Genomic DNA, 19,808 nt, shown 5'->3' on the forward strand with positions numbered 1-19,808 from the left:
GCGCCGTCGTCCCGGGGTGCCGTGCGGGCGAACCTGCACCCCCGGCGATCCTGTCCGAGGTGTCACACCCGAAGCCCCGCCGGTGAGGGCGATCCTGCTTCGCGCTCTGAGCGCCGGTAGCCTGCGACCCATGGCAGCGCACGATCCGCACGCGGACCCCGGGCTCGTCGAGGACGAGGACCGCGCGGCCGACGGCGGCGGGCCAGCACCGGCTCGCCCGGCCCGGACCGCGGAGCGCGTCGTCCTCGGGCTCTACGTCCTGGTGCTCGTGTGGGTCGTGCTGCTCAAGATCCACACCGGCGACCTCGGCGACCTCGGCGACCTCGTCGGCCGCCGGTCGGTCAACCTGGTCCCGATGGGCGGCACGGCCACCGGCGGCCTCGGCTCCCGAGAGCTGGCCGTCAACGTCCTCGTGTTCGTCCCGCTCGGCGTGCTCGTCCTCCTGGCGGCCCGGCAGCGGCGCTTCGCCAGGATGCTCCTCCTCGTCGTCGGGGTGTCCGTCGTCTTCGAGGTCGTCCAGTACGTCGCCGGCATCGGGGCCAGCGACGTCACCGACGTCCTCACCAACACGGCCGGCGGGCTCGTGGGCATGGGCCTCGCCTGGCTCGGCCTGCGCGTGTTCGGCGACCACGCCCGGCGCCGCGTCCTCGTCGCCCTCGTCGTCGTGCTGGTCGCGCTGGCGGCGGGGTTCTTCACCTGGCTCGGGGTGACGGGCGTCCGGTTCCGGCTGTAGCGCCGCCGTCCGTCTAGCCGGTCGGCTCGCGCACCGCGGCGAGCACGACGGGGTCGGCGCAGCCGCGCGCGAACCCGGCGATGCGCCGGTCGATGTCGCGCCCGAGCACCCACGAGCCGACGCGTTCGGCGAGCGGGGCGAGCCAGCGGGGGCGGCACCGGAAGGAGTAGCGCCAGGTGGCGCGCGTGCCGCCGGACGGGTCGGGCGCGAACCGCCACCCGCCCGCGAGGTTCTCGAAGAACCAGGACCCGCGGACCATGCGCATCCCGACGTTCGTCGGCGGGTTGTAGGAGACGTACTCGCTCACCATGGACAGTCCGCTGCGGTGCCGGGTGAAGGTGCGCACGCCCTTCGCGGGCGCCGTGGCGCCGTCGAGGAAGTGCTGTCGCCGGACGAACGGGTCCCAGCGGAGGCGGACGTCACCGGTCGTCTGGGAGACGGCGAACGCCGTCGCGGGGTCGACGGGGACCACGAGGGAGGACTCGACCACGGGCATGGTCGGATGCTCCCACGGGCGCCGCCGTCACGCCCCGCGCTCGGAGGTCGCGCCGCGTCCGGGTCCGGACGCGCGGACGGCCCGCCCCGGCGAGGGACGGGCCGCCCGGACCGCGGCGCGGGGGTGTGCGAGGGTCAGGACGCGAACGCGTACCCGGCCTCCGTGCACTGCGCGCGGAAGGCGTCGAGAGACTCCTGGAGCGACGACGTGTCGATCGTGGCCTCCTGCACGGCGGCCTCGAACGGGGCCTTGATCCCGTTGAGGTTCTCCTGGAGGTCGGGGTCTGCGAAGTTCTGGACCGCGATGAGGCGCTCGCGCGTGGTGTAGATCGCGGCGGCGGCGGCCTCGTCCTCGGGCGTCTCGAGCAGCGGCGTCGTCTCGGTGACGAGGCGCTCGGCGGAGTACTCGCCGCCGTAGAACATGTTGCACGTCGTGGTCACGGACACGACGGCCGGCGTGACCTCGGAGGCCGCCTCGGTCGTGGTCGTGGTCTCGGGGGTCGCGGTGTCGTCGCTCGCCGGGTCGGTCGGCGAGGCGCAGGACGCCAGCAGGAGGGCACAGGAGAGCGCCGCGGTAGCGGCAAGAAACTTACGCATGCTAACGATTTCACACTCTCGCGCACGCGGGGCGCAAGAAGATTCGCGGGCCGCACGCTCAGGAACGGCGGAATCCTGCGGTTCCCGGGGCAACCTTGTGCCCAGCGTCACAACCGTCCGGGACCGAGGTCCCGGTCACGGGACGTCGAGGACGACCTTGCCGCGGACGTGCCCGTCGGCGACGAGCCGCAGCGCCTCCGCCGCGTCCGTGAGCGGGAATCGTGCCGAGACCTCCGCCCGGAGCCGCCCGTCCTCCGCGAGCGCGAGTACCTCGTCGAGCGCGCCCTTCGCGTCGACCTTGTCCACGACGCCCGCGGCGCGCGACGCGTCGGACCCGACGATCGTCACCGCGCTCGGCGGGTCGTCCGGGGTGGCGGGCGCCAGGTCCTCGCCCAGCAGCGCGACGGTCGCGGCGAGCGCGTCCGCGGTGCCGACGAGGTCGACGACGACGCTCACCGCGTCCAAGCCGTCCGGCAGCGCCCGCACCGCGTCGACGAGACCGGGCCCGTACGCGACCGGGGCCGCGCCGAGACCGCGCAGGTAGTCGTGGTTCGCGGGCGACGCCGTCCCGACGACGCGCGCGCCGAGCGCGGTCGCGATCTGCACCGCCGCCGATCCGACGCCCCCGCTCGCGCCGTGCACCAGGACCACGTCGCCCTCGCCGACGTCGGCCTGGACGAGCGCGGAGAATGCGGTCGCGGCCGCGACGGGCAGCACGGCCGCCTGCTCGACGGGGACGGACGCGGGCTTGCGGCGCACGTGGTCGGCGCGGACGAGCGAGAGCTCGCGCTGCGCGCCGGTCCCGTGCCAGACGACCTCGTCGCCGGGAGCGAGGTCGGGCACGTCGGGCCCCACGGCGTCGACCACGCCGGCGGCCTCGAACCCGAGCACGCCGGGCACGCGGCCCCCGAACGCGCCGGCGAGCCGCTTGAGGTCCGCGGGGTTGACCCCGACGACGCGGTTCGCGACGCGTACCTGGCCGGGCCCGGGCTCGCCGACGTGCTCGTCGTCGACCCGCAACGTCTCCGGCCCGCCGAAGGACTCGAAGACGACGACCGTGCTCATGCAGACCCCCTGTGGTCTCGCCGTCGGACGTCGGTCGCGCGCCGCGGGGGCGAGACCGCGCGGCGGGCCCGGGGGGAGCCGGGCGGTTCCACTCTTCCACCCGTCGACCGCCGCTGTCATGCGCCCACCACGGGCAGGACTCCCCGTCCGGGACGGTTTCACCCCCTCCGCGACGTTGAGGGGACGAGATGACGACACCACGAGACCGCCGAGCGCCCGCCCGGGGCGACGCCGCGCGCGTGCGCCTGCTCGCCGTGCGGGCCGACGCCGCGGCACGGCTCCGCGCGCTGCGCGCCGAGGTCGCAGGGATCGTCGAGGCGTCGCGCGACTCGAACGCGGACGACGAGCACGACCCGGACGGCGCGACCATCGCGTTCGAGCGCGCCCAGGTGGACGCGCTCGCGCGCGACGCGGCGGCGCGGGTGGAGGAGGCCGACGCCGCCCTGGCCCGGCTCGACGCGGGCTCCTACGGCGTGTGCGAGGCCTGCGGGCAGCAGATCGCCGCCGGGCGACTGGAGGCGCGCCCGACGGCGAGGACCTGCGTCGCGTGCGCGGTCCGCTGAACCCTGACCGCCTGAACCGGCCCGCGTGACCGGTCAGAGCTGGCCGTGGCCCTTCTTCGAGGGCACGCCCGCGATGAGGCCGCCGTCCACGACGAACTCCGACCCCGTGGAGTAGGACGACTCGTCGCTCGCGAGGAAGAGGATCAGCCGGGAGACCTCCTCGGGCGCGGCCGGCCTGCCGAGGGGGATGAGCAGGTCGTCGGGGTTGAGCGAGGCCGTCATGGGCGTCGAGATGAACCCGGGGTGCACCGAGTTGACGCGGACGCCGTACGGGCCGAGGTCGAGCGCGACCGACTTGGTGAGCCCGCGGACGCCGAACTTCGACGCGACGTAGCCGTGCAGCCCGGCGCTGCCGCGCATGCCCTCGACGGACGAGACGTTGATGATCGACCCCGCGCCGGCCTTCGCCATGACGGGCGAGACCGCACGGATCCCGAGGAACGTGCCCGTGAGGTTGACGTCGATGATCGTGCGCCACGCCGCGGTGTCGAACTCGGTGATCGGGCCGCCGTTCGCGATGCCCGCGTTGTTGACGAGCACGTCCACGCGAGCGAACGCCGAGATCGTCGCGGCGACGGCCGCGGCCCAGTCGTCCTCGCTCGTGACGTCGAGGTGGACGTAGCGCGCGTCCGGGCCGAGCTCGGCGGCGAGCGCCTCGCCCTTCTCGTCGTCGAGGTCGGCGATCACGACCTTCGCGCCCTCGGCGACGAGGGCGCGGGCGTGCGTGACGCCCATGCCGCCGGTGCCGCCGGTGATGATCGCGACCTTGTCCTGGACCCTTCCGGGAGTGCTGCCCATGGTGGGGCTCCTTTCTGAGGGCGCGACGGCGTCGGCCCGCCTCGTGAGCGGGTCCGGCGTCGTCGCGCGGTGTGGTGTGCACCTGCCCGCCGGCGGCACGGTCGACCGGCGGAGGGGACGGCTCGTCAGGTCGACGGCGTGGTCCACCAGGCGGGCAGGGCGTCTCGGGCGACCCGGGGGAAGAACCCCGGGTCGCGGGGTGGAGGAGTGGCGAGCCAGACCTCGAGGGCGCCGACCGTGCCGAAGCCGACGTACGTGGCGAAGGCACGAGCCGTCGTCGCGACCTCCGCGTCGGTGCCGGCGCCCGTGGGCAGGAGCCCGGGGTGGGCGCCGAGGTGCTCCACGAGCGTCTCGGTGACGTGGCCCGCGAGCAGCCGGAACAGCGGGGCGCTGAGCCCGCCCTCGAGCGCCCGCTCGTAGACGGGCAGGTGCGCCTCGACGTGCTCGACGAGCGCGTGGCTCCAGTGGTCGACGACGTCGCGCGACCGGGCGGGGACGTCGTCCGCCGTCTCGGCCACCCGGACGTCCTCGAAGAACCGGTCGCGGATCGTGTCGAGCTCGGCGGCCAGCGCGCGGACGAGGAGGTCCGCGGGGCTCGGGGCGTGGTCGTAGAACGTCACGCGGTTGATGCCCGCGCGGGCGGCGACGGCCGAGACGGTGAGGTCGGCGACGTCCCGCTCCGCGGCGAGCTCGAGGATCGCGTCCCGCAGGAGGGCGGCGGTCCGCGCGCTGCGCTTGTCCACGGTCCACCACCTCCGATCGCGTCGTCCGTCGTCATCGACGATACGCCGAGGCAACGACTTAGGCAACAGGTGTCGCTTAGGCTCGCCCGGTCGGGAGGCGACCCTCAGGCGACGGTCGTACCGTCGGGAGAGCGGCCGCAGGTCCGCGGCCGCCACACCCGAGGGGGCGGACGGACATGGTCACCAACACGCGCCGTGCCGAGAGGCACCACGGAGAGCCCGACGTCGTCGAGCTCAACCCGGTCTTCGCCAGGCCCGGGGAGGCGACGACGCTGCCCAAGTTCCGCTTCCCGGACGACGAGTCGCTCCAGGAGACCGCGTACCAGATCGTGCACGACGAGGCCATGCTCGACGGCAACGCGCGGCTCAACCTCGCGACGTTCGTCGGGACGTGGATGGACGAGCGCGCCGCGCGGCTCTACCTCGAGGCCGCGGACAAGAACATGATCGACAAGGACGAGTACCCGCAGACCGCCGCGGTGGAGACGCGCTGCTGGACCATGCTCGCCGACCTGTGGCACGCGCCGGACCCGGAGCACACCATCGGCACCTCGACGATCGGCTCGTCCGAGGCGTGCATGCTCGGCGGCCTCGCCCTCAAGCGCCGCTGGCAGCACGCGCGCCGTGCCGCGGGCAAGCCGGTGGACCGGCCCAACCTCGTGCTGTCCAGCGCGGTCCAGGTCTGCTGGGAGAAGTTCTGCAACTACTTCGAGGTCGAGGCGCGCTACGTCCCGATCTCCGAGGAGCACAAGGTCCTCGACGGCCACGACCTCGAGAAGTACGTGGACGAGAACACCATCGGGGTCGTCGCGATCATGGGCGTGACCTACACGGGCATGTACGAGCCGGTCACGGAGATCGCGGCGGCTCTCGACCGGATCCAGGAGTCCACCGGCCTCGACGTGCCGATCCACGTCGACGGAGCCTCGGGCGCGATGGTCGCCCCGTTCGTCCAGCCCGAGCTCGTGTGGGACTTCCGCGTCGCCCGGGTCGCGTCGATCAACACGTCGGGGCACAAGTACGGCCTCGTGTATCCCGGGCTCGGGTGGGTCGTCTGGCGCGACACCGAGTCCCTGCCCGAGGACCTCGTGTTCCGGGTGAGCTACCTCGGTGGGGACATGCCGACCTTCGCCCTCAACTTCTCGCGGCCCGGTGCGCAGGTGCTGTTGCAGTACTACCTGTTCCTGCGCCTGGGACGCACCGGGTACGAGGCGGTGCAGCGGACGTCGCGCGACGTCGCCCTCTACCTCTCCGGGGAGATCGCGAAGATGCCCGCGTTCGAGCTGTGGAACGACGGCTCGGACATCCCGGTGTTCGCCTGGCGCCTCAGAGCGGGCCACACCGAGAACTGGAACCTGTACCACCTCTCGGAGCGGCTGCGGACCAAGGGCTGGCTCGTCCCCGCCTACCCCATGCCGGACGACCTCACCGACGTCACCGTCCAGCGCGTCGTCGTGCGCAACGGCTTCAGCCACGACCTCGCCTCGGCGTTCCTCGCGGACCTGCGCGAGGAGGTCGCCACTCTCGACGCCCTCACGAGCCCCATGCCGACCGAGGGCCAGCGCTCGGGCTTCCACCACTGAGGGGCCGGCGAGCAGGAGGGAACGGACCATGGCACAGGGGGCAGCACAGGATCCGCCCGGGGGCTCGGGACCGCACGTCCGGGCCGACGGCACGCACGCGCCGTCGGCCGCGCACGTCCGCCCGCACCCGTACGGGACGCCCGGCGCGCGGAAGCCGCCGGGTCACGCGGGGCCCGCGATCGGGGCGCCCGCCGCCACGGCGACCGCGTTCATGTCGGTCGTGCAGCTCGCGATGCTCACGGTGGTGGTGGTCGCGTCGCTGCGGTCGCTCCCCGCGATGGCGTCGTACGGGCTCGGCTCGGTGACGCTCTTCGTCGTCCCCGCCATCCTCTTCCTCGTGCCGACGGCGCTCGTCGCGGCCGAGCTCGCGACCGGCTGGAAGGGCGGCGTCTTCACCTGGGTGCGCGAGGCCTTCGGCGAGCGCGCGGGGTTCGTCGCGATCTGGCTGCAGTGGATCCAGAACGTCGTCTGGTACCCCACGCAGATCGCGTTCATCGCGGCGAGCCTGTCGTTCGTCGTCGGCGACCCCGACCTCACCCGGAACGGCCTCTACACGGCCGTCGTGATCCTCGTCCTGTACTGGGGATCGACGCTCATCACCCTCGCCGGCGGCAACCTCTTCGCGAAGGTCGGCTCCTGGAGCGGCATCTTCGGCACCATCCTGCCCGCCGTCCTGCTCATCGTCCTCGGCGCGGTCTGGCTCGGGACCGGTGAACGGTCCCAGACGACGCTCGAGGCGTCGGCGGTGGTGCCGCCGTGGACCGGCATCGCGTCGATCGTGCTCATCGTCTCGAACGTCCTCGCGTACGCCGGGATGGAGGTCAACGCCGTGCACGCGAACGACCTGCGCAACCCCGGGCGCGGCTTCCCGCGGTCGATCGCCATCGCGACCGTGCTCATCCTCGGCGTCTTCATCCTCCCGACCCTCGCGATCTCCGTAGCCGTCCCGAAGTCCGCGCTCGGCGTGACCGACGGCATCAACCTCGCCTTCAAGGCGTTCTTCGACCACTGGGGCATGAGCTGGGGCACCCCGGTGATCTCGCTCCTCATCGCGCTCGGCGCGTTCGCGTCCGTCGTCACCTGGATCGCCGGGCCGTCGCGCGGCCTCCTCGCGGCCGCACGGACCGGGCTCCTCCCGCCCGCGCTGCAGCGACGCAACAAGGCGGGCGTCCAGGTCGGGATCCTCGCCGTGCAGGGCGGCATCGTGACGCTGCTCGCGCTGCTCTTCGTGCTCGTCCGCAACGGCAACACGGCGTTCATCGCGCTCGTCGACATGGCGGCGGCGCTCTACCTGGTCATGTACATGCTCATGTTCGCGGCGGCGATCCGTCTGCGGCGCACGAAGCCGGACGTGGTCCGGACGTACCGGACCCCCGCGATGCGGCTCGTGGCGGGCGTCGGTCTCGTCGCGTGCGCCGCGGCGTTCGTCCTCGCGTTCGTGCGGCCCTCGGGCTTCAGCGGTCTCTCCGCGACCGCGTACCCGCTCGTCGTCGCCGGGGTGGTCGTGGTGCTCGGCGGACCGCCGCTCCTCTTCTACGCCCTGCGGCGCGACTCGTGGGACCGCCGGACCGCCGCCGAGCGAGAGACCGCCGACGACGTCCTGGTCAACCCACCGGAGACCCCTGCCACTCCCGGCGCGCATGCCACCCGAAGGCAGGCGGAGCCCACGTGACGGAGACCCCCGCCCACCGTCCGGGCGGGGGACGCCCCGGTCGGGGGCGGCGGGTCCGTCCCGCGCCGCCGTCTGACGGTCGGCGAGCCGCCGGTCAGAGGTCGGAGAGGAAGTCGCCGCCGATCCCCGCCTGGGTCTCCAGGAGGTCGCCGGTGTCGCCGAGGACCACCCAGTTCGGCCCGGCGAGCGCCGCCTGACCCTCCACGGGCGGCTCGACCGGCAGGAGGCCGAGGAACTCGCCCTCGTCGACGTCGTCCGCGAAGACGGCCAGGAGCGTGGTGTCGTCGCACTCGCCGAGCTCGACGTCGGGCGAACCGGAGTCCTCGGGCGTGAACGACAGGCACGTCAGCCCCGCGGTCGTCGCGGCCTCGTGGAGCGCGTCGAGCGAGTCGTACTCCACGTCCTTCTCGCCGGGGCCGGGGCCGGAGCACGCGGCGAGGAGCCCGGCGAGCACGACGAGGCCGGCGAGGGGTGCCCGGGCGGGCCGACGGGACGGGGGACCGGGTCGGGTGCGCATGTCTCGATGGTCCGCCGTCGTGCCCGGTCGCGCCACGGGAAGCCCGTGCCGGACCGTCCGGCGCGAGATCGACCCGTACGGTCGAGATCGGCCTTCGCGAGGTCGATCTCGGGCCGCAGGGGTCTATCTCGGGTCAGGCGCGGAAGCGCTCGTCGCGCTCGACGACGCGGCCTGCGCCGCGGCCGTCGGCCGCCGTCGGGTCCCACGTGTACGCCTCGGTGCCCGTGATGAGCACGTGCTCGGCGCGCGACGTCACGTCCAGCGGGTCGCCCGTCCACACGACGACGTCGCCGTCGAGGCCCGGAGCGAGGGCGCCGACCCGGTCGTCGAGGCCCAGGAACGCCGCCGGGTTGACGGTGAGCGCGCGCAGCGCGGTGTCGCGGTCGAGGCCCTCCTTGACCGCGAGCGACGCCTGGTGCACGAGGAAGTTGATCGGCACGACGGGGTGGTCGGTCGTGATCGCGACGCGCACGCCCGCGCGGGCCAGCGCGCCGAGGTTCGCGATGTCGCGGTTGCGCAGCTCGATCTTGGAGCGCGAGGTGAACAGCGGGCCGAAGATCACCGGCACGTCGCGCTCGGCGAGCACGTCGGCGACGGCGGCGCCGTCGGTCCCGTGGTTCACCACGAGCTTGTAGCCGAACTCGTCCGCGAGGCGCAGGGCCGTCGCGATGTCGTCGGCGCGGTGCGTGTGCTGGTCCCAGTACAGCTCGCCCGCGAGGACGCGCGCGAGGGCCTCCTTCGCGAGGTCGCGGTCGAACGGCTCGCCCTTCGCCTCGGCTGCGTCGCGCTTCGCGGCGTAGTTCTGCGCGTCGACGAACGCCGCGCGGATGACCTTCGCGACGCCGAGCCGCGTCGACGGCGTCTTCTTCTGGTCGCCGTACACGCGCTTGGGGTTCTCGCCGAGCGCCGACTTCACGGAGACCGTCTCGCGGATCACCTGCTCGTCGACGGTGCGGCCGCCCCACGTCTTGATCGCGACGGTCTGCCCGCCGATGGGGTTGCCCGAGCCGGGCTTCACGACGGCGCTCGTCACGCCGCCGACCAGCGCGTCGCGGAACCCCTCGTCCTCGACGTTGATCGCGTCGATCGCGCGCAGGGCGGCGCCGTTCGGGTCGGTCATCTCGTTGGTGTCGTTGCCGGCCCAGCCCTCGGCCTCCTCCATGACGCCCATGTGGGCGTGCGCCTCGACGAAGCCGGGCAGCACCCAGCGGCCGCGCGCGTCGAGGGTCGGGACGCCGTCGGGCACGACGACGTCCGCGCCGACCGCGGTGATGACGCCGTCCTCGATGAGCACGGTCCCGTCCTCGATCGGGTCCGAGGCGACGGGCACGACGTAGCCGTGCACGACGGCGACGGTGCGGCGCGCGGTGCGCGGGACGGGGCGGGAGGAGCCGGGGGCGGGGGTGGATGAGGTCGTCATGGTCCCATCATCGCCCCGGGCAAGCGTCGGGGGTGTGCGCGGGGGTGGGCGGGGCGCACTAGGCTCCTGAGCGCACCACCGCACCGCGCGCGAAGGAGCTCGCATGCACGTCGTCGTCGGGCTGTTCCGGCTGTTCCTCGTCGTCCTCGCCCTCGTCGGCACGCGCGCCATCTGGCGCGACGGCGACATCGAGGGCCTCGTCTACTTCACGAACCAGACCGGCTTCCTCATCGCCGTCGTGTTCACGTGGGCGGGCGTCGCGTCGCTCCTGCGCCGCCGGCAGCCGCCGGGGTGGCTCAAGGGGGGCGTGACGCTCTTCGCCGCGATCACCGGGCTGGTCGCGAACCTCGTGCTCGCGCCCGAGGACCCCGAGGCCCCGGCCGTGTTCCTCGGGCTGACCGACGGCCAGATCGAGCACGAGCTCCTGCCGCTCGCCGTGTTCGCCGACTTCCTCCTGCTCGACGCCCACCGGCGCCTGCGCGGCCTCGACGCCGCGCGCTGGCTCCTGTACCCGCTCGCGTACTTCGCGTTCACGACGATCCGCGGGTTCGTCAGCCCCGGCAGCGAGTACCCGTACGGCTTCGTCGACCTCGACGCGCTCGGGTGGACCGGGCTGCTCGTCAACGTCGTGCTCTACGGGGCGGGCTTCCTCGTGCTCGGCCTCGTCATCGTCGGGATCGACCGGCTGCTGCCCACCGGTCCGGCGATCGGCCGGTACGCGGACCGCTCGCCCGCCCCGGCGTCCCCGGAGACGGCGGGGGCCGAGGGCAGCCCGGACGACGCGCCCGCGTCGCGCTAGGGTGGCCGTCGTGTCCTCCCCGGTCGTCGGTCCGCTGCGCGTCGCGCGCGCCGCGCTCGTGGCGACCCTCGTGCTCGCGCTGACGGCGCTCGCCCACCGCGTCGCCGGGGGCACCCTCCCGGACCCGCTGGTCCTCGCGGCGCTCGCCGCGTTCACGCTCGCCGGCACGACGGCGGCCGCCCGGCTGCGCTTCACGCCCACGCGGCTCGTGGTGCTCCTGGGCGGCGCCCAGGTCGCGCTGCACCAGGCGCTCGTCGTGCTCGCGCCCGTCGGGTCGTGCGTCCCGGTCGGGGTCACGTCCGGACACGGCGGCCACGTCGCGCCGGTGCGCGACGTCGTCTGCGCGGCACCCGTCGGCGCGCCGGTCCCGGCCGCCGGCGGGGTGGGCCTCGTGCACCCGGAGCATCTCACGACGTCGGGCACGGCAGGCCTGTGGATGGTCGTCGCGCACGCCGTGGCGACCGTCGTGCTGGCGCTCGTCCTCGCGCGCGGCGAGCGCGCCCTCGAGCGGTTCCTCGCGTGGGTGACGCCGCGCGGCGCCCTCCCCGCGCGCGTCCTCGTCGTGCCGCGCGCGCGTCCCGGCGTGCCGGGGGCGCGTACCGTGCGCGTCGCGTCCCTGTGGCGTGCGCGCCGTGCCCCGACGCGCGGGCCCCCGACGGCGGACGGCCCGTCGGGAGCACTGCTGCGCCCCCTTGCCGCGTCCTGACGCGGCACCCGACGAGGCCGACCCGGTGACGACCGGGCCACGGGGCACCACCGTGCGGCGACCGCCGCGCCTCGGACGGAAGAACCCTCATGACTCTCTCCCTGCGCCGACCCGTGTCGGCCCTCCTCGCCCTCCTCGCCGCCGCCGCGCTGGCCCTGGGCCTCACCGCCGGGCTCGCGACCCTCACCGCCGCCCCGGCGTCCGCGCACGACCGCATCCTCAGCTCGGACCCGGCCGACGGCGCCCAGCTCGCGACGCCCCCGACCGCGATCACGCTGACCTTCAACACCGAGCCGCTCCCCGTCGAGCCGCAGGTCGTGATCTCGGACTCCGCCGGGACGGTCGTGACGCAGGGCGCGCCGACGATCGAGGGCAGCACCGCCACGCTCGCGCTCGACCCGGCGGTCGCGCTCGGCGGCGACACGTACACCGTCGCGTGGCGCGTCGTCTCGTCCGACGGCCACCCCATCGAGGGAACGTTCGCGTTCGCCGTCGCGGCCCAGCCCGAGGCGCCGGTCGCCGAGGAGCCCACGGCGGACGAGGCCACGCCGCAGGAGCCCGCCTCCGAGGGGGCCACCACGGACGCGGCCGACGAGACGACGCCGGAGCCCGCGACGACCCAGGCGACGGACGGAGCGACGGACGCGGAGGACGGCGGCTCGTCGATCGTCCCCGTGCTCGTGGGGCTCGGCGCGCTCGTGGTCGCCGCCGCGGTCGTCGTCGTGATCGTCCTGCGCCGCCGCGGTGCGGCGACGGGCGACGACGCGCCGCACGACCCCGAGGACTGACCGTGCCGGCGCACGCCGTCCTCCCCGGCCCGGGGAGGACGGCGGACGCCCCTGCCGCGCGCACCCCTCCTGCCGCTAGGGTGCGTCCGTGACGTCGCCCGGAGCAGGGGTGCTCCGCGGCGTGCGGGTGCTGCTGCTCGCCGCCGCGGTCGTCGGGCTGTCCGTCGTCGCGCACGGCCTCGCCGGGGGGACCGACCCCGGAGCCGTCCCGCTCGGCGTGCTCGCCGTCCTGACCGCCGTCGCCGTGCGACCCCTCACGCGTCGTCAGGTCGGGCTGCCACGGCTGCTCGGCCTGCTCGGCGCGGGCCAGCTCGTGCTGCACGTCGTCTTCGACCGCTGCGCCGCGCTGTCCCCGGCCGAGGCGTCCGCGCACGCGCACGCCGCGTCACCCCTGACGATGCTCGGCGCGCACGCCGTCGCGACGCTCGTCGTCGCGCTCGTCCTGCGCTACGGCGACGCCGTGCTGTGGCGCCTGTGGACGTGGCTCGCCGGGCGCCGGGTCCCCGGCCGCCCGCGGGCCGTCGTCGTCCGCGCGGCACCTCCCGCCGTCGGCGCGCTGCCGACGGTCCGCGACCTCCTCGCGCGCGGTGCCGCGCCGGGGCGCGGTCCGCCCGCCGTCGCCTGACCTCTCCCGGACGCCTCCGCGGACCCCTCCGCGGCGTCCCGCTCCCGCGCGCCCGCGCGTCCTGCACGCCCGCCCGGCCGGCTCCGCCCGGCCGCGCCGGGGCGTGCCCGTGACGTGCCGTCGCGCGCCGGAGCCCCCGTCTTCCTCTCCCCGAAAGGCACCATCATGCGAAAGACCCTGCGCGCCGTCGGCGCCGCCGCCCTGACCACCGGGATCGTCGTCGTCGGCGCGGGCGCCGCGGCGGCCCACGTCACCGTCACGCCGGACACGACCGACGCGGGCGCGTACGCGCTGCTCACGTTCGGCGTCCCGCACGGCTGCGGCGACTCGCCGACCACGAAGGTCTCCATCCAGGTCCCCGAGCAGATCGTCACCGTGACGCCCACCGTCAACCCCGGCTGGGACGTCGAGAAGGTCATGGCGGCCCTCGACGAGCCGGTCGACGACGGGCACGGCGGCCAGTACACCGAGCGCGTCGCCGAGGTCGTGTACACCGCCAAGGCCCCGCTGCCCGACGGCTACCGCGACGCCCTCGTGCTCTCGCTCCAGCTCCCCGACGCCGCGGGGGACACGCTCGTCTTCCCGACCGTCCAGGAGTGCGCCGAGGGCGAGACCGCCTGGGTGCAGGTCGCGGCCGAGGGCGAGGACGGGCACGACCTCGAGGCGCCCGCGCCGCTGGTCGAGCTGACGGCGGCCGAGGACGAGGGCCACGACGCCCCGGCCGAGACCGTCGCCGACGGGTCGGCGGGTGACACCGCTGACGCGGACGCGTCGGGCGACGCCGCGTCGGCGGGCGCGTCCGACGGGCCGGCCCCGGCGCTCACGTGGACGGCGCTCGTGCTCGCCGCGGCGGGCCTGGTGCTCGGGGCGCTCGGGCTCGTGCGCTCGCGCCCGAGGGCCTGACCCGTGGGCCGCCCCTCGGTGCTGCGCCGGGTGGTGGCCGTCGTCGTCGGTGCCGCGGCCGCGGTCCTGCTCGCGATCCTCGCGAGCGGCCCGGCCGCGGCCCACGCCGTCCTCGTGGGCACCGACCCGCGGGACGGCACCGTCCTCGACGCGCCGCCCGACGCGCTGACCATCACCTTCAACGAGCCCGTCCAGGTCGTGACCGGCGGGACGACGGTCCTCGCCGCGGACGGCTCGCCCGTCGACGTGGACGTCGCCGCGGTCGACGACGCGCTCGTCGTCACCCCGGCCACGACGCTCGACGACGGCACGTACGTCGTGAGCTGGCGCGTCGTGTCCCTCGACACGCACCCCGTCGCCGGGGCCTTCACGTTCTCCGTGGGGGCGCCGAGCGCGACGTCCGTCGAGGCCCGGGTCGCCGAGCCGACGGCGGCGCTCGTCGCCGTCCGCGCGCTCGACCAGGCCGCGGTCTACGCGGGGACGTTCCTCGTCGCGGGACTCGTGGGGTTCGAGCTCCTCGTGCTGCACGTGTCGCCCGGGGCCGCGCCGGTCCTGCGTCGGCGCCTGCAGCGCGTGCGGCGCGGAGCCCTGGCCGTCGCGGCCGTCGGGATCGTGCTCGCGGTCCCGCTCACCCCGGCCTGGCAGGCCGGCGGCGGGCTGGGGGCGCTCGTCGACCCGGCGACCTGGGCGGCGGGCGTCACGACCGACTCCGCGCTCGCGGGCGCGCTCGGTCTCGCGGGGCTCGTCGTCACGACCCTGCTCGCACCCCGCGCGGCCAGGGAGACCCGGGCGGCGTGGCCCGCCGGGGTCGTGCTCGGCGGGGCGGCTCTCGCTCTGGGGTCGCTCGTGCTCGTGGGGCACACCCGCACGTTCGGTCCGCCCTGGCTGGTCGTCACGGCGGACGCGCTCCACGTCGTGGCCGGGGCCGTGTGGCTCGGCGGGGTCGTCGGCCTCGCGCTCGTCCTCGCGCCGTCCGCGCACGTCGACACGCGTCGTGCGGGCGTGACGGTCGCGCGGTTCTCGACGCTCGGTGCGTGGGTCGTCCTCGCGCTCGCCGTCACCGGCACCGTCCTCGGGTGGCGCATCCTCGGCACCCTCGACGCGCTCGTGTCGACGACGTACGGCCAGACCCTGCTCGTCAAGGTCGGCGTGGCGCTGTGCCTCGTCGGCATCGCGGCTTGGAACCGGTACCGGCTCGTCCCGGCGGTCGCGGGCGACGACGGTCCGGGCGGGCGAGGCGCCCGGCAGGTCGGTGGGACGGCCGGGGCGGCCGCGCGCCGTCGGCTCGGCCGGACGGTCGCGGCCGAGGCCCTGCTGCTCGTGCTCGTGCTCGTCGTGACGGGCGTGCTCGTCTCGCGCAGCCCGGTCGTCACCGCCGACCCGTCCGCCGAGGAGGCCGCGACCCCGGCCGTCGAGGTGGTCGAGGAGCTCGGCGACGGGACGCTGCGCGCGCGGATCACTCCCGGCCGGGTCGGCGTCAACGCGCTCGAGATCGAGCTGCTCGACGCCGACGGGCAGCCCCTGGAGCCCGTCGCCGTGCCCGAGCTGTCGACGACGCTCGCCGACCCCGCGCTCGGCCCGTTCACCCGGCCCCTCACGCAGACCGGGACGGGCGCGTACGAGGCGACGCTCGACCTGCCGATGGCGGGCGACTGGACCGTGCACGTGAGCGTCCGGACGTCCAAGTACGAGAACCCGATCGTCGAGATCCCCGTGGAGGTGTCCTCATGACCGGTCCCCAGCGGTCGCTCCCCGGGCGGCGCGGGCTGCGCGTCGTCCTCGCCGCCGTCGCCGCGGGCACGCTCGCCGTGCTGACCGCCGGCCCGGCGGCTGCGCACGTGCTCATCGAGACCGTGGAACCCCACGGCGACGGCACGTCGACGCTCACCTTCACGTTCGACCACGGGTGCGACGGCGAGCCCACCGACGCGCTGCGCGTCACGCTCCCCGAGGGCGTCGAGGCGCTCGCCGCCGGCCAGCCGGACGGATGGACCTCGGAGATGACCGACGACGCGGTGGCCTGGTCCGGGGCGCCCGTGCCCGACGGCGAGCGCGCGGCCTACACGCTCGACGTCCGGGTCACGGGGGACGTCGGGCAGGCGTTCGTCTTCCCCGCCGTGCAGGAGTGCCCGTCGGGAGAGTCGTACGCGTGGACGGACACCGACCCGTCCGGCGCCCGGCCCGCGCCGACGTTCGTCGCGACCGCGGCGTCGCTCGCCCCGGCGCCCGTCGTCGCCGGGGCGTCCCCGACGCCGACGGCGCCCCTCGTCGCGGCCGTCGTGGTGGGAGCCGTAGGGATCGGGGCCGCGGGCGGCTGGTCGGCCCGGCGTCGGCTGCGGGCCACCTGAGAGGTCGCTGCGCGGGCGTCGGGACCGCACCCGTCGTACTGTGATCCAGATCACTGTTCGTGAACGTCCCGAACATGCGCCCACCGCCTCTTGCACTGGTGGGGGACGTCGCCGCGACGGGTCACGCGGCGACACCTGGACCGGTGGCGGTCCGCGACGAGAGCTTCGCTGGGGGGAGCTCTCGCGGCGGATCGCCACCGGTTCCTCTGTCTGCGGGCCCCTGCGCGGCGGCGTCAGGCCGCGACCGCGAGGGCCAGCAGCGCGAACGCGGCGACGAGCAGGGCGATGCGGACGAGGTGGTACCGGTCCCAGCGGTGGGCCTGCTCGCGCCAGTCGGCGGGCGCGGTCTCGGGGGTCCACGTCTTGCCGCGGTTGTTGATGGGGACGAGCACGGCGACCGACAGGACGATGCTCAGGGCCAGGATTGCGGCGGCGGTCCAGGCCGCCCACGCCCCGTCGGGCAGCACGAGGGCGGTGGCCGCGGTGAGCAGGAGCGAGCCGAAGTACCAGAACGGCATGGCCCGCCCGAGCATCCGGCCGCCGTCGGCCCGAGCGAGCAGGCCCGCGTTCCCCGGCAGCCGGTCGACGATCGGGTTGACGACGAACGCGACCGACACCTCGACCCCCACCATCAGCCCCACGACCACCACCGCGACAATCGGCAACCACTGCATGTCAGGCTCCTTCGATCCAGGGAACGGGCAGAGAATCTAGCAACGCTAGAAAAACTAGCAAGGACAATCTAGCGACGCTAGACTCGTCCCGTGAGCACACCGGCAGCAGCCCGCAAGGCACGGCTCCGCGAGGAGCGGGAAGCGCAGATCGTCGCGGCCGCGCGCGTGCTCGCCGAGGAGCAGGGGTGGGAAGCCGTCACCACCCGTCGGCTCGCCGACGCGATCGGCTACAGCCAGCCCGTCCTCTACGGGCACTTCCCGGAGGGCCGGTCCCAGATCGTCACCGCGGTGGCGCTCGTCGGCTTCCAGGAGCTCGCCGTCGCGCTGTCCGCGGCCCGTCCGGCGCCCGGCGCGGACAGGAGCGGCGAGGACCGGGTCCGCGCGCTCGTGCTCGCCTACCTCGACTTCGCCGAGCGCCACCCGGCGACGTACGAGGCGATGTTCCATCTGCCGATCCGGGCCGCCTTCGCGTCCGAGGAGACGCCGCGCGCGATGCGCGAGGGGTACGACGCGATCGTCGACACGCTCCTCGCGCTGGACCGCCCGCCGGCCGACCCGGGCACGGCTGCCGAGGTCGTGTGGGGGGCGATGCACGGCGTCGCGACGTTGGAGCGCGCGGGCAGGTTCTCCGTCGGGAACGACGACCGGCGCGTCGACGAGCTGGTCCGCCGGATCGTCGGCTGACCCCGCGTCACGACGTCCGTCCGTCCGGCACCCGACGAGGGGCGTCGGTCGCGGCCGCCACGGACGCGGTCCGCTGCGCCGGGTGGGTGTGCAGGTGCCAGAGGAGCTCCGCGCACTCCGCCGGGTCGAGGCTCGGGTCGCCGTGCTCGTCGGCGCCCGCGGTGACGAGCCGGGCGACCTGGATCCCGTCCGGTGCGAGCGCGTCCCGGAGCATGCCGAGGTACGCGGACACGGCGGCGGCCGCGACGGCCGCCCCGGCCGCGAACGGGCTGCCGGTGAGCGCGTCGTCGTCGGTGATGCCGAGGACGGATCCCCGGCCGAGAACGCGCTGCCCTCCGACCACGTACTCGACCGCGGTGACGAGGCCGACCACGGCCCGGTCGACCGCGTCCTGGATCTCCTCGGGCGACGTCTCGAGGACGTGCTGGCGCGCACCGGGCGCCGACGGTGGGTCGTAGACGAGGACCTCGATCGCCGACAGGTCCTGCGCGGTGCGGTCGAGCGCGAGGACCAGCGCGTCGGCGTCGTGCGCGTCCGCGGCGTAGACCCGCGCCCGCACTCCCTCACCGCGCAGCGCGCAGACGACCGGCCCGAGGCGGTCCAGGGACCGGGAGACGAACGCGACGTCGTGACCCGCGGCCCCGAAGCGCCGCGCGATCGCCGCACCGCGTGACGCGCTCGTCCCGACGATCGCCACGGTCGTCATCCTGTCTCCCTCGCCGTCGTCACCGTGCGCGGGGCCCTGGCCGTCGCGCGTACCGGACGGTAGACAGGTGGAGGGGAGTGCTGGGAGTCCCTGTCAGGACCCCCGACCGCCCGGTGAGACGGCGGCGGACCGCATCGCGGTCGACGCCGTCCTCAGGTGGTCGTCGAGGTGGGCGGTCGGCCGGCCCCCGTGAGGTCCGCGAGCCGGGCCATCCGCCGCGCCGAGGTCGACCCAGGCTCGGGGGAGTAGAGGGTGAGGGTGAGTCCTGGCTCGGATTCCATGGCGCAGGCCTCGTAGGCGATCGTGAGCTCCCCTACCACTGGGTGGCGGAACGTCTTGAGCCCGGTGCCGTGCCGGCGGACCTCGCCCGCGCGCCACCGGGTCTCGAACTCGGCGCTGTGGCAGAGCAGCTCCTCGACCGTCTCGTGCAGGTCGGCGCTGCGCGGGTCGCGCGCGGCCTCCGTGCGCAAGATCGCGACCGCGATGTCCGCGAACACGTCCCAGTCGGGGCAGAAGGTCCGGGCACGGTCGCTGAGGAACGTGAAGCGGGCCATGTTCGGCGTCCCGGGCATGTCGTGCAGGTCCTGGTGGAAGGCGTGCGCCAGGGCGTTCTCGGCGAGGATGTCCATCGCTCCGTTGCGGACGAACGCAGGTCCGGCGGTGAAGGCGTCGAGCACCCACTGGAGGCTGGGGTGCGGCTGCCACGACCGGGTGCTCGTGCGCCGGTCCGCCTCTCCGCCGCGGGCGACGATCTCCGCGAGGTTCGACAGGTGTGCGCGCTCGGCCTCGTCGAGCCGCAGCGCGCGGGCGATCGCGTCGAGCACCTGCGGAGAGACGCGGGAGATCGCGCCGCGCTCGATCCGCGTGTAGTACTCGACGCTCACGCCGGCGAGCGTCGCCACCTCGCTGCGGCGCAGGCCGCGGACCTTGCGCCCCGGGCGCGGGGTGATCCCCACCTCCTGCGGGGTGATCCTCTCGCGTCGCGCGACGAGGAAGTCGCGCACCAGCGCACGGGCATCCATGGCTCGAAAGTAGGCCATGGACCCCGGCTCGGCAGGCGGCGACGAGAAGCAGCGCCTCGGGGCCATTTGCATAGTTGACTAACACAACAATGCTGAAGAGCATGCAACTTTCGTCTTGGTGTCGACAAAAGTAAATCTCGAAGGTACGGTCGGTTTTCGTCGGGTACCGGGCATCCCCGGTCCGTCGCAAGCGCAGCCTCAGTGTCGAGGGCTCGCCATGCCTGTACCGGCGTGAGCCACAACGGAGTGGAGGTGGAGACCCCGCGTCCCGCTCGACCGCTGCGGCTGTCTGGTTCCCCCGAACGCCTCAAGGAGGACGTTGTGCACAGAACTCCACTAGGCCACCGATGGTGGTCTCGTTACGCCG

22 protein-coding genes are annotated in these 19,808 nt (G+C 74.7%); 12 read left to right on the top strand and 10 right to left on the bottom strand.

Annotated features, from left to right (window positions below; genetic code table 11):
• The first annotated feature begins 130 nt into the window (after window positions 1-130).
• Window positions 131-733 carry a VanZ family protein gene (locus ABRQ22_RS13800; protein WP_253051916.1) on the top strand — a complete coding sequence of 201 codons (603 nt, stop codon included), beginning with the start codon at window positions 131-133 and terminating at the stop codon, window positions 731-733.
• Window positions 734-746: 13 nt separating this feature from the next.
• Here the strand turns inward: ABRQ22_RS13800 and ABRQ22_RS13805 are convergent, their stop codons facing one another.
• The 3 genes from ABRQ22_RS13805 to ABRQ22_RS13815 all read right to left on the bottom strand — a co-directional run bounded on the left by ABRQ22_RS13805 (window position 747) and on the right by ABRQ22_RS13815 (window position 2,890).
• On the bottom strand, window positions 747-1,229 hold the full coding sequence (locus ABRQ22_RS13805; protein WP_253051918.1) for an SRPBCC family protein: 483 nt from the start codon (window positions 1,227-1,229) through the stop codon (window positions 747-749).
• Window positions 1,230-1,363: 134 nt separating this feature from the next.
• Window positions 1,364-1,825: a hypothetical protein gene (locus ABRQ22_RS13810; RefSeq protein WP_253051920.1), complete on the bottom strand. Its 462-nt coding sequence runs from the start codon at window positions 1,823-1,825 to the stop codon at window positions 1,364-1,366.
• A gap of 135 nt (window positions 1,826-1,960) precedes the next feature.
• Window positions 1,961-2,890: an NADP-dependent oxidoreductase gene (locus ABRQ22_RS13815; protein WP_353707136.1), complete on the bottom strand. Its 930-nt coding sequence runs from the start codon at window positions 2,888-2,890 to the stop codon at window positions 1,961-1,963.
• 188 nt (window positions 2,891-3,078) lie between these two features.
• Here ABRQ22_RS13815 and ABRQ22_RS13820 point away from each other — a divergent pair, with 188 nt between their 5' ends.
• The gene (locus tag ABRQ22_RS13820; RefSeq protein WP_253051924.1) at window positions 3,079-3,453 is read left to right on the top strand and encodes a TraR/DksA C4-type zinc finger protein; all 375 of its coding nucleotides are present in this window, start codon (window positions 3,079-3,081) and stop codon (window positions 3,451-3,453) included.
• A 33-nt stretch (window positions 3,454-3,486) separates the two neighbouring features.
• Here ABRQ22_RS13820 and ABRQ22_RS13825 read toward each other — a convergent pair whose 3' ends face one another.
• Both ABRQ22_RS13825 and ABRQ22_RS13830 read right to left on the bottom strand, forming a co-directional pair.
• On the bottom strand, window positions 3,487-4,251 hold the full coding sequence (locus tag ABRQ22_RS13825; RefSeq protein ID WP_253051926.1) for a glucose 1-dehydrogenase: 765 nt from the start codon (window positions 4,249-4,251) through the stop codon (window positions 3,487-3,489).
• Between the two features lie 125 nt (window positions 4,252-4,376).
• Entirely contained in the window at window positions 4,377-4,994 is a 618-nt protein-coding gene (locus ABRQ22_RS13830) for a TetR/AcrR family transcriptional regulator (RefSeq protein ID WP_253051928.1), read from the bottom strand.
• 176 nt (window positions 4,995-5,170) lie between these two features.
• Between ABRQ22_RS13830 and ABRQ22_RS13835 the strand changes: the two genes are divergently transcribed.
• On the top strand, window positions 5,171-6,577 hold the full coding sequence (locus tag ABRQ22_RS13835; protein ID WP_353707137.1) for a glutamate decarboxylase: 1,407 nt from the start codon (window positions 5,171-5,173) through the stop codon (window positions 6,575-6,577).
• A 28-nt stretch (window positions 6,578-6,605) separates the two neighbouring features.
• The gene (locus ABRQ22_RS13840) at window positions 6,606-8,249 is read left to right on the top strand and encodes an APC family permease (protein WP_353707138.1); all 1,644 of its coding nucleotides are present in this window, start codon (window positions 6,606-6,608) and stop codon (window positions 8,247-8,249) included.
• 94 nt (window positions 8,250-8,343) lie between these two features.
• Here ABRQ22_RS13840 and ABRQ22_RS13845 read toward each other — a convergent pair whose 3' ends face one another.
• Together ABRQ22_RS13845 and ABRQ22_RS13850 are read right to left on the bottom strand one after the other, a co-directional pair.
• Window positions 8,344-8,766 carry a hypothetical protein gene (locus ABRQ22_RS13845; protein ID WP_253051930.1) on the bottom strand — a complete coding sequence of 141 codons (423 nt, stop codon included), beginning with the start codon at window positions 8,764-8,766 and terminating at the stop codon, window positions 8,344-8,346.
• Between the two features lie 133 nt (window positions 8,767-8,899).
• Entirely contained in the window at window positions 8,900-10,186 is a 1,287-nt protein-coding gene (locus ABRQ22_RS13850; RefSeq protein WP_353707139.1) for an amidohydrolase family protein, read from the bottom strand.
• A gap of 103 nt (window positions 10,187-10,289) precedes the next feature.
• Between ABRQ22_RS13850 and ABRQ22_RS13855 the strand changes: the two genes are divergently transcribed.
• The 7 genes from ABRQ22_RS13855 to ABRQ22_RS13885 all read left to right on the top strand — a co-directional run bounded on the left by ABRQ22_RS13855 (window position 10,290) and on the right by ABRQ22_RS13885 (window position 16,355).
• Window positions 10,290-10,985, top strand: coding sequence for a Pr6Pr family membrane protein (locus ABRQ22_RS13855; protein ID WP_353707140.1), 696 nt, complete (start codon window positions 10,290-10,292; stop codon window positions 10,983-10,985).
• Window positions 10,986-10,995: 10 nt separating this feature from the next.
• On the top strand, window positions 10,996-11,691 hold the full coding sequence (locus tag ABRQ22_RS13860) for a hypothetical protein (protein WP_353707141.1): 696 nt from the start codon (window positions 10,996-10,998) through the stop codon (window positions 11,689-11,691).
• An 89-nt stretch (window positions 11,692-11,780) separates the two neighbouring features.
• On the top strand, window positions 11,781-12,479 hold the full coding sequence (locus tag ABRQ22_RS13865; RefSeq protein ID WP_353707142.1) for a copper resistance CopC family protein: 699 nt from the start codon (window positions 11,781-11,783) through the stop codon (window positions 12,477-12,479).
• Window positions 12,480-12,567: 88 nt separating this feature from the next.
• Window positions 12,568-13,104, top strand: a complete 537-nt coding sequence (locus ABRQ22_RS13870; protein WP_353707143.1) for a hypothetical protein — start codon at window positions 12,568-12,570, stop codon at window positions 13,102-13,104.
• A 165-nt stretch (window positions 13,105-13,269) separates the two neighbouring features.
• Window positions 13,270-14,007, top strand: coding sequence for a YcnI family protein (locus ABRQ22_RS13875; protein ID WP_353707144.1), 738 nt, complete (start codon window positions 13,270-13,272; stop codon window positions 14,005-14,007).
• A gap of 3 nt (window positions 14,008-14,010) precedes the next feature.
• Window positions 14,011-15,738, top strand: a complete 1,728-nt coding sequence (locus tag ABRQ22_RS13880) for a FixH family protein (RefSeq protein WP_353707145.1) — start codon at window positions 14,011-14,013, stop codon at window positions 15,736-15,738.
• On the top strand, window positions 15,735-16,355 hold the full coding sequence (locus ABRQ22_RS13885; RefSeq protein ID WP_353707146.1) for a DUF1775 domain-containing protein: 621 nt from the start codon (window positions 15,735-15,737) through the stop codon (window positions 16,353-16,355). Before ABRQ22_RS13880 ends, ABRQ22_RS13885 begins: the two co-directional genes overlap by 4 nt.
• Before the next feature lie 233 nt (window positions 16,356-16,588).
• Here ABRQ22_RS13885 and ABRQ22_RS13890 read toward each other — a convergent pair whose 3' ends face one another.
• Window positions 16,589-17,029: a DUF1772 domain-containing protein gene (locus tag ABRQ22_RS13890; protein ID WP_253051948.1), complete on the bottom strand. Its 441-nt coding sequence runs from the start codon at window positions 17,027-17,029 to the stop codon at window positions 16,589-16,591.
• A 90-nt stretch (window positions 17,030-17,119) separates the two neighbouring features.
• Between ABRQ22_RS13890 and ABRQ22_RS13895 the strand changes: the two genes are divergently transcribed.
• The gene (locus ABRQ22_RS13895; protein WP_353707147.1) at window positions 17,120-17,713 is read left to right on the top strand and encodes a TetR/AcrR family transcriptional regulator; all 594 of its coding nucleotides are present in this window, start codon (window positions 17,120-17,122) and stop codon (window positions 17,711-17,713) included.
• A 7-nt stretch (window positions 17,714-17,720) separates the two neighbouring features.
• Here the strand turns inward: ABRQ22_RS13895 and ABRQ22_RS13900 are convergent, their stop codons facing one another.
• Together ABRQ22_RS13900 and ABRQ22_RS13905 are read right to left on the bottom strand one after the other, a co-directional pair.
• Window positions 17,721-18,419, bottom strand: coding sequence for an SDR family NAD(P)-dependent oxidoreductase (locus tag ABRQ22_RS13900; RefSeq protein ID WP_253051952.1), 699 nt, complete (start codon window positions 18,417-18,419; stop codon window positions 17,721-17,723).
• A 152-nt stretch (window positions 18,420-18,571) separates the two neighbouring features.
• The gene (locus tag ABRQ22_RS13905; RefSeq protein ID WP_253051954.1) at window positions 18,572-19,441 is read right to left on the bottom strand and encodes a helix-turn-helix transcriptional regulator; all 870 of its coding nucleotides are present in this window, start codon (window positions 19,439-19,441) and stop codon (window positions 18,572-18,574) included.
• Window positions 19,442-19,808: the final 367 nt, after the last annotated feature.

The organism is Cellulosimicrobium sp. ES-005 (assembly GCF_040448685.1).
GTDB classification, from domain to species: domain Bacteria; phylum Actinomycetota; class Actinomycetes; order Actinomycetales; family Cellulomonadaceae; genus Cellulosimicrobium; species Cellulosimicrobium cellulans_G.

Bases quoted from the DNA above. Each gene is read 5' to 3' on its own strand.
- ABRQ22_RS13800 (WP_253051916.1), top strand. From the start codon at position 131: ATGGCAGCGCACGATCCGCACGCGGACCCCGGGCTCGTCGAGGACGAG.
- ABRQ22_RS13805 (WP_253051918.1), bottom strand. From the start codon at position 1,229: ATGCCCGTGGTCGAGTCCTCCCTCGTGGTCCCCGTCGACCCCGCGACG.
- ABRQ22_RS13810 (WP_253051920.1), bottom strand. From the start codon at position 1,825: ATGCGTAAGTTTCTTGCCGCTACCGCGGCGCTCTCCTGTGCCCTCCTG.
- ABRQ22_RS13815 (WP_353707136.1), bottom strand. From the start codon at position 2,890: ATGAGCACGGTCGTCGTCTTCGAGTCCTTCGGCGGGCCGGAGACGTTG.
- ABRQ22_RS13820 (WP_253051924.1), top strand. From the start codon at position 3,079: ATGACGACACCACGAGACCGCCGAGCGCCCGCCCGGGGCGACGCCGCG.
- ABRQ22_RS13825 (WP_253051926.1), bottom strand. From the start codon at position 4,251: ATGGGCAGCACTCCCGGAAGGGTCCAGGACAAGGTCGCGATCATCACC.
- ABRQ22_RS13835 (WP_353707137.1), top strand. From the start codon at position 5,171: ATGGTCACCAACACGCGCCGTGCCGAGAGGCACCACGGAGAGCCCGAC.
- ABRQ22_RS13840 (WP_353707138.1), top strand. From the start codon at position 6,606: ATGGCACAGGGGGCAGCACAGGATCCGCCCGGGGGCTCGGGACCGCAC.
- ABRQ22_RS13845 (WP_253051930.1), bottom strand. From the start codon at position 8,766: ATGCGCACCCGACCCGGTCCCCCGTCCCGTCGGCCCGCCCGGGCACCC.
- ABRQ22_RS13850 (WP_353707139.1), bottom strand. From the start codon at position 10,186: ATGACGACCTCATCCACCCCCGCCCCCGGCTCCTCCCGCCCCGTCCCG.
- ABRQ22_RS13855 (WP_353707140.1), top strand. From the start codon at position 10,290: ATGCACGTCGTCGTCGGGCTGTTCCGGCTGTTCCTCGTCGTCCTCGCC.
- ABRQ22_RS13865 (WP_353707142.1), top strand. From the start codon at position 11,781: ATGACTCTCTCCCTGCGCCGACCCGTGTCGGCCCTCCTCGCCCTCCTC.
- ABRQ22_RS13875 (WP_353707144.1), top strand. From the start codon at position 13,270: ATGCGAAAGACCCTGCGCGCCGTCGGCGCCGCCGCCCTGACCACCGGG.
- ABRQ22_RS13885 (WP_353707146.1), top strand. From the start codon at position 15,735: ATGACCGGTCCCCAGCGGTCGCTCCCCGGGCGGCGCGGGCTGCGCGTC.
- ABRQ22_RS13890 (WP_253051948.1), bottom strand. From the start codon at position 17,029: ATGCAGTGGTTGCCGATTGTCGCGGTGGTGGTCGTGGGGCTGATGGTG.
- ABRQ22_RS13900 (WP_253051952.1), bottom strand. From the start codon at position 18,419: ATGACGACCGTGGCGATCGTCGGGACGAGCGCGTCACGCGGTGCGGCG.
- ABRQ22_RS13905 (WP_253051954.1), bottom strand. From the start codon at position 19,441: ATGGATGCCCGTGCGCTGGTGCGCGACTTCCTCGTCGCGCGACGCGAG.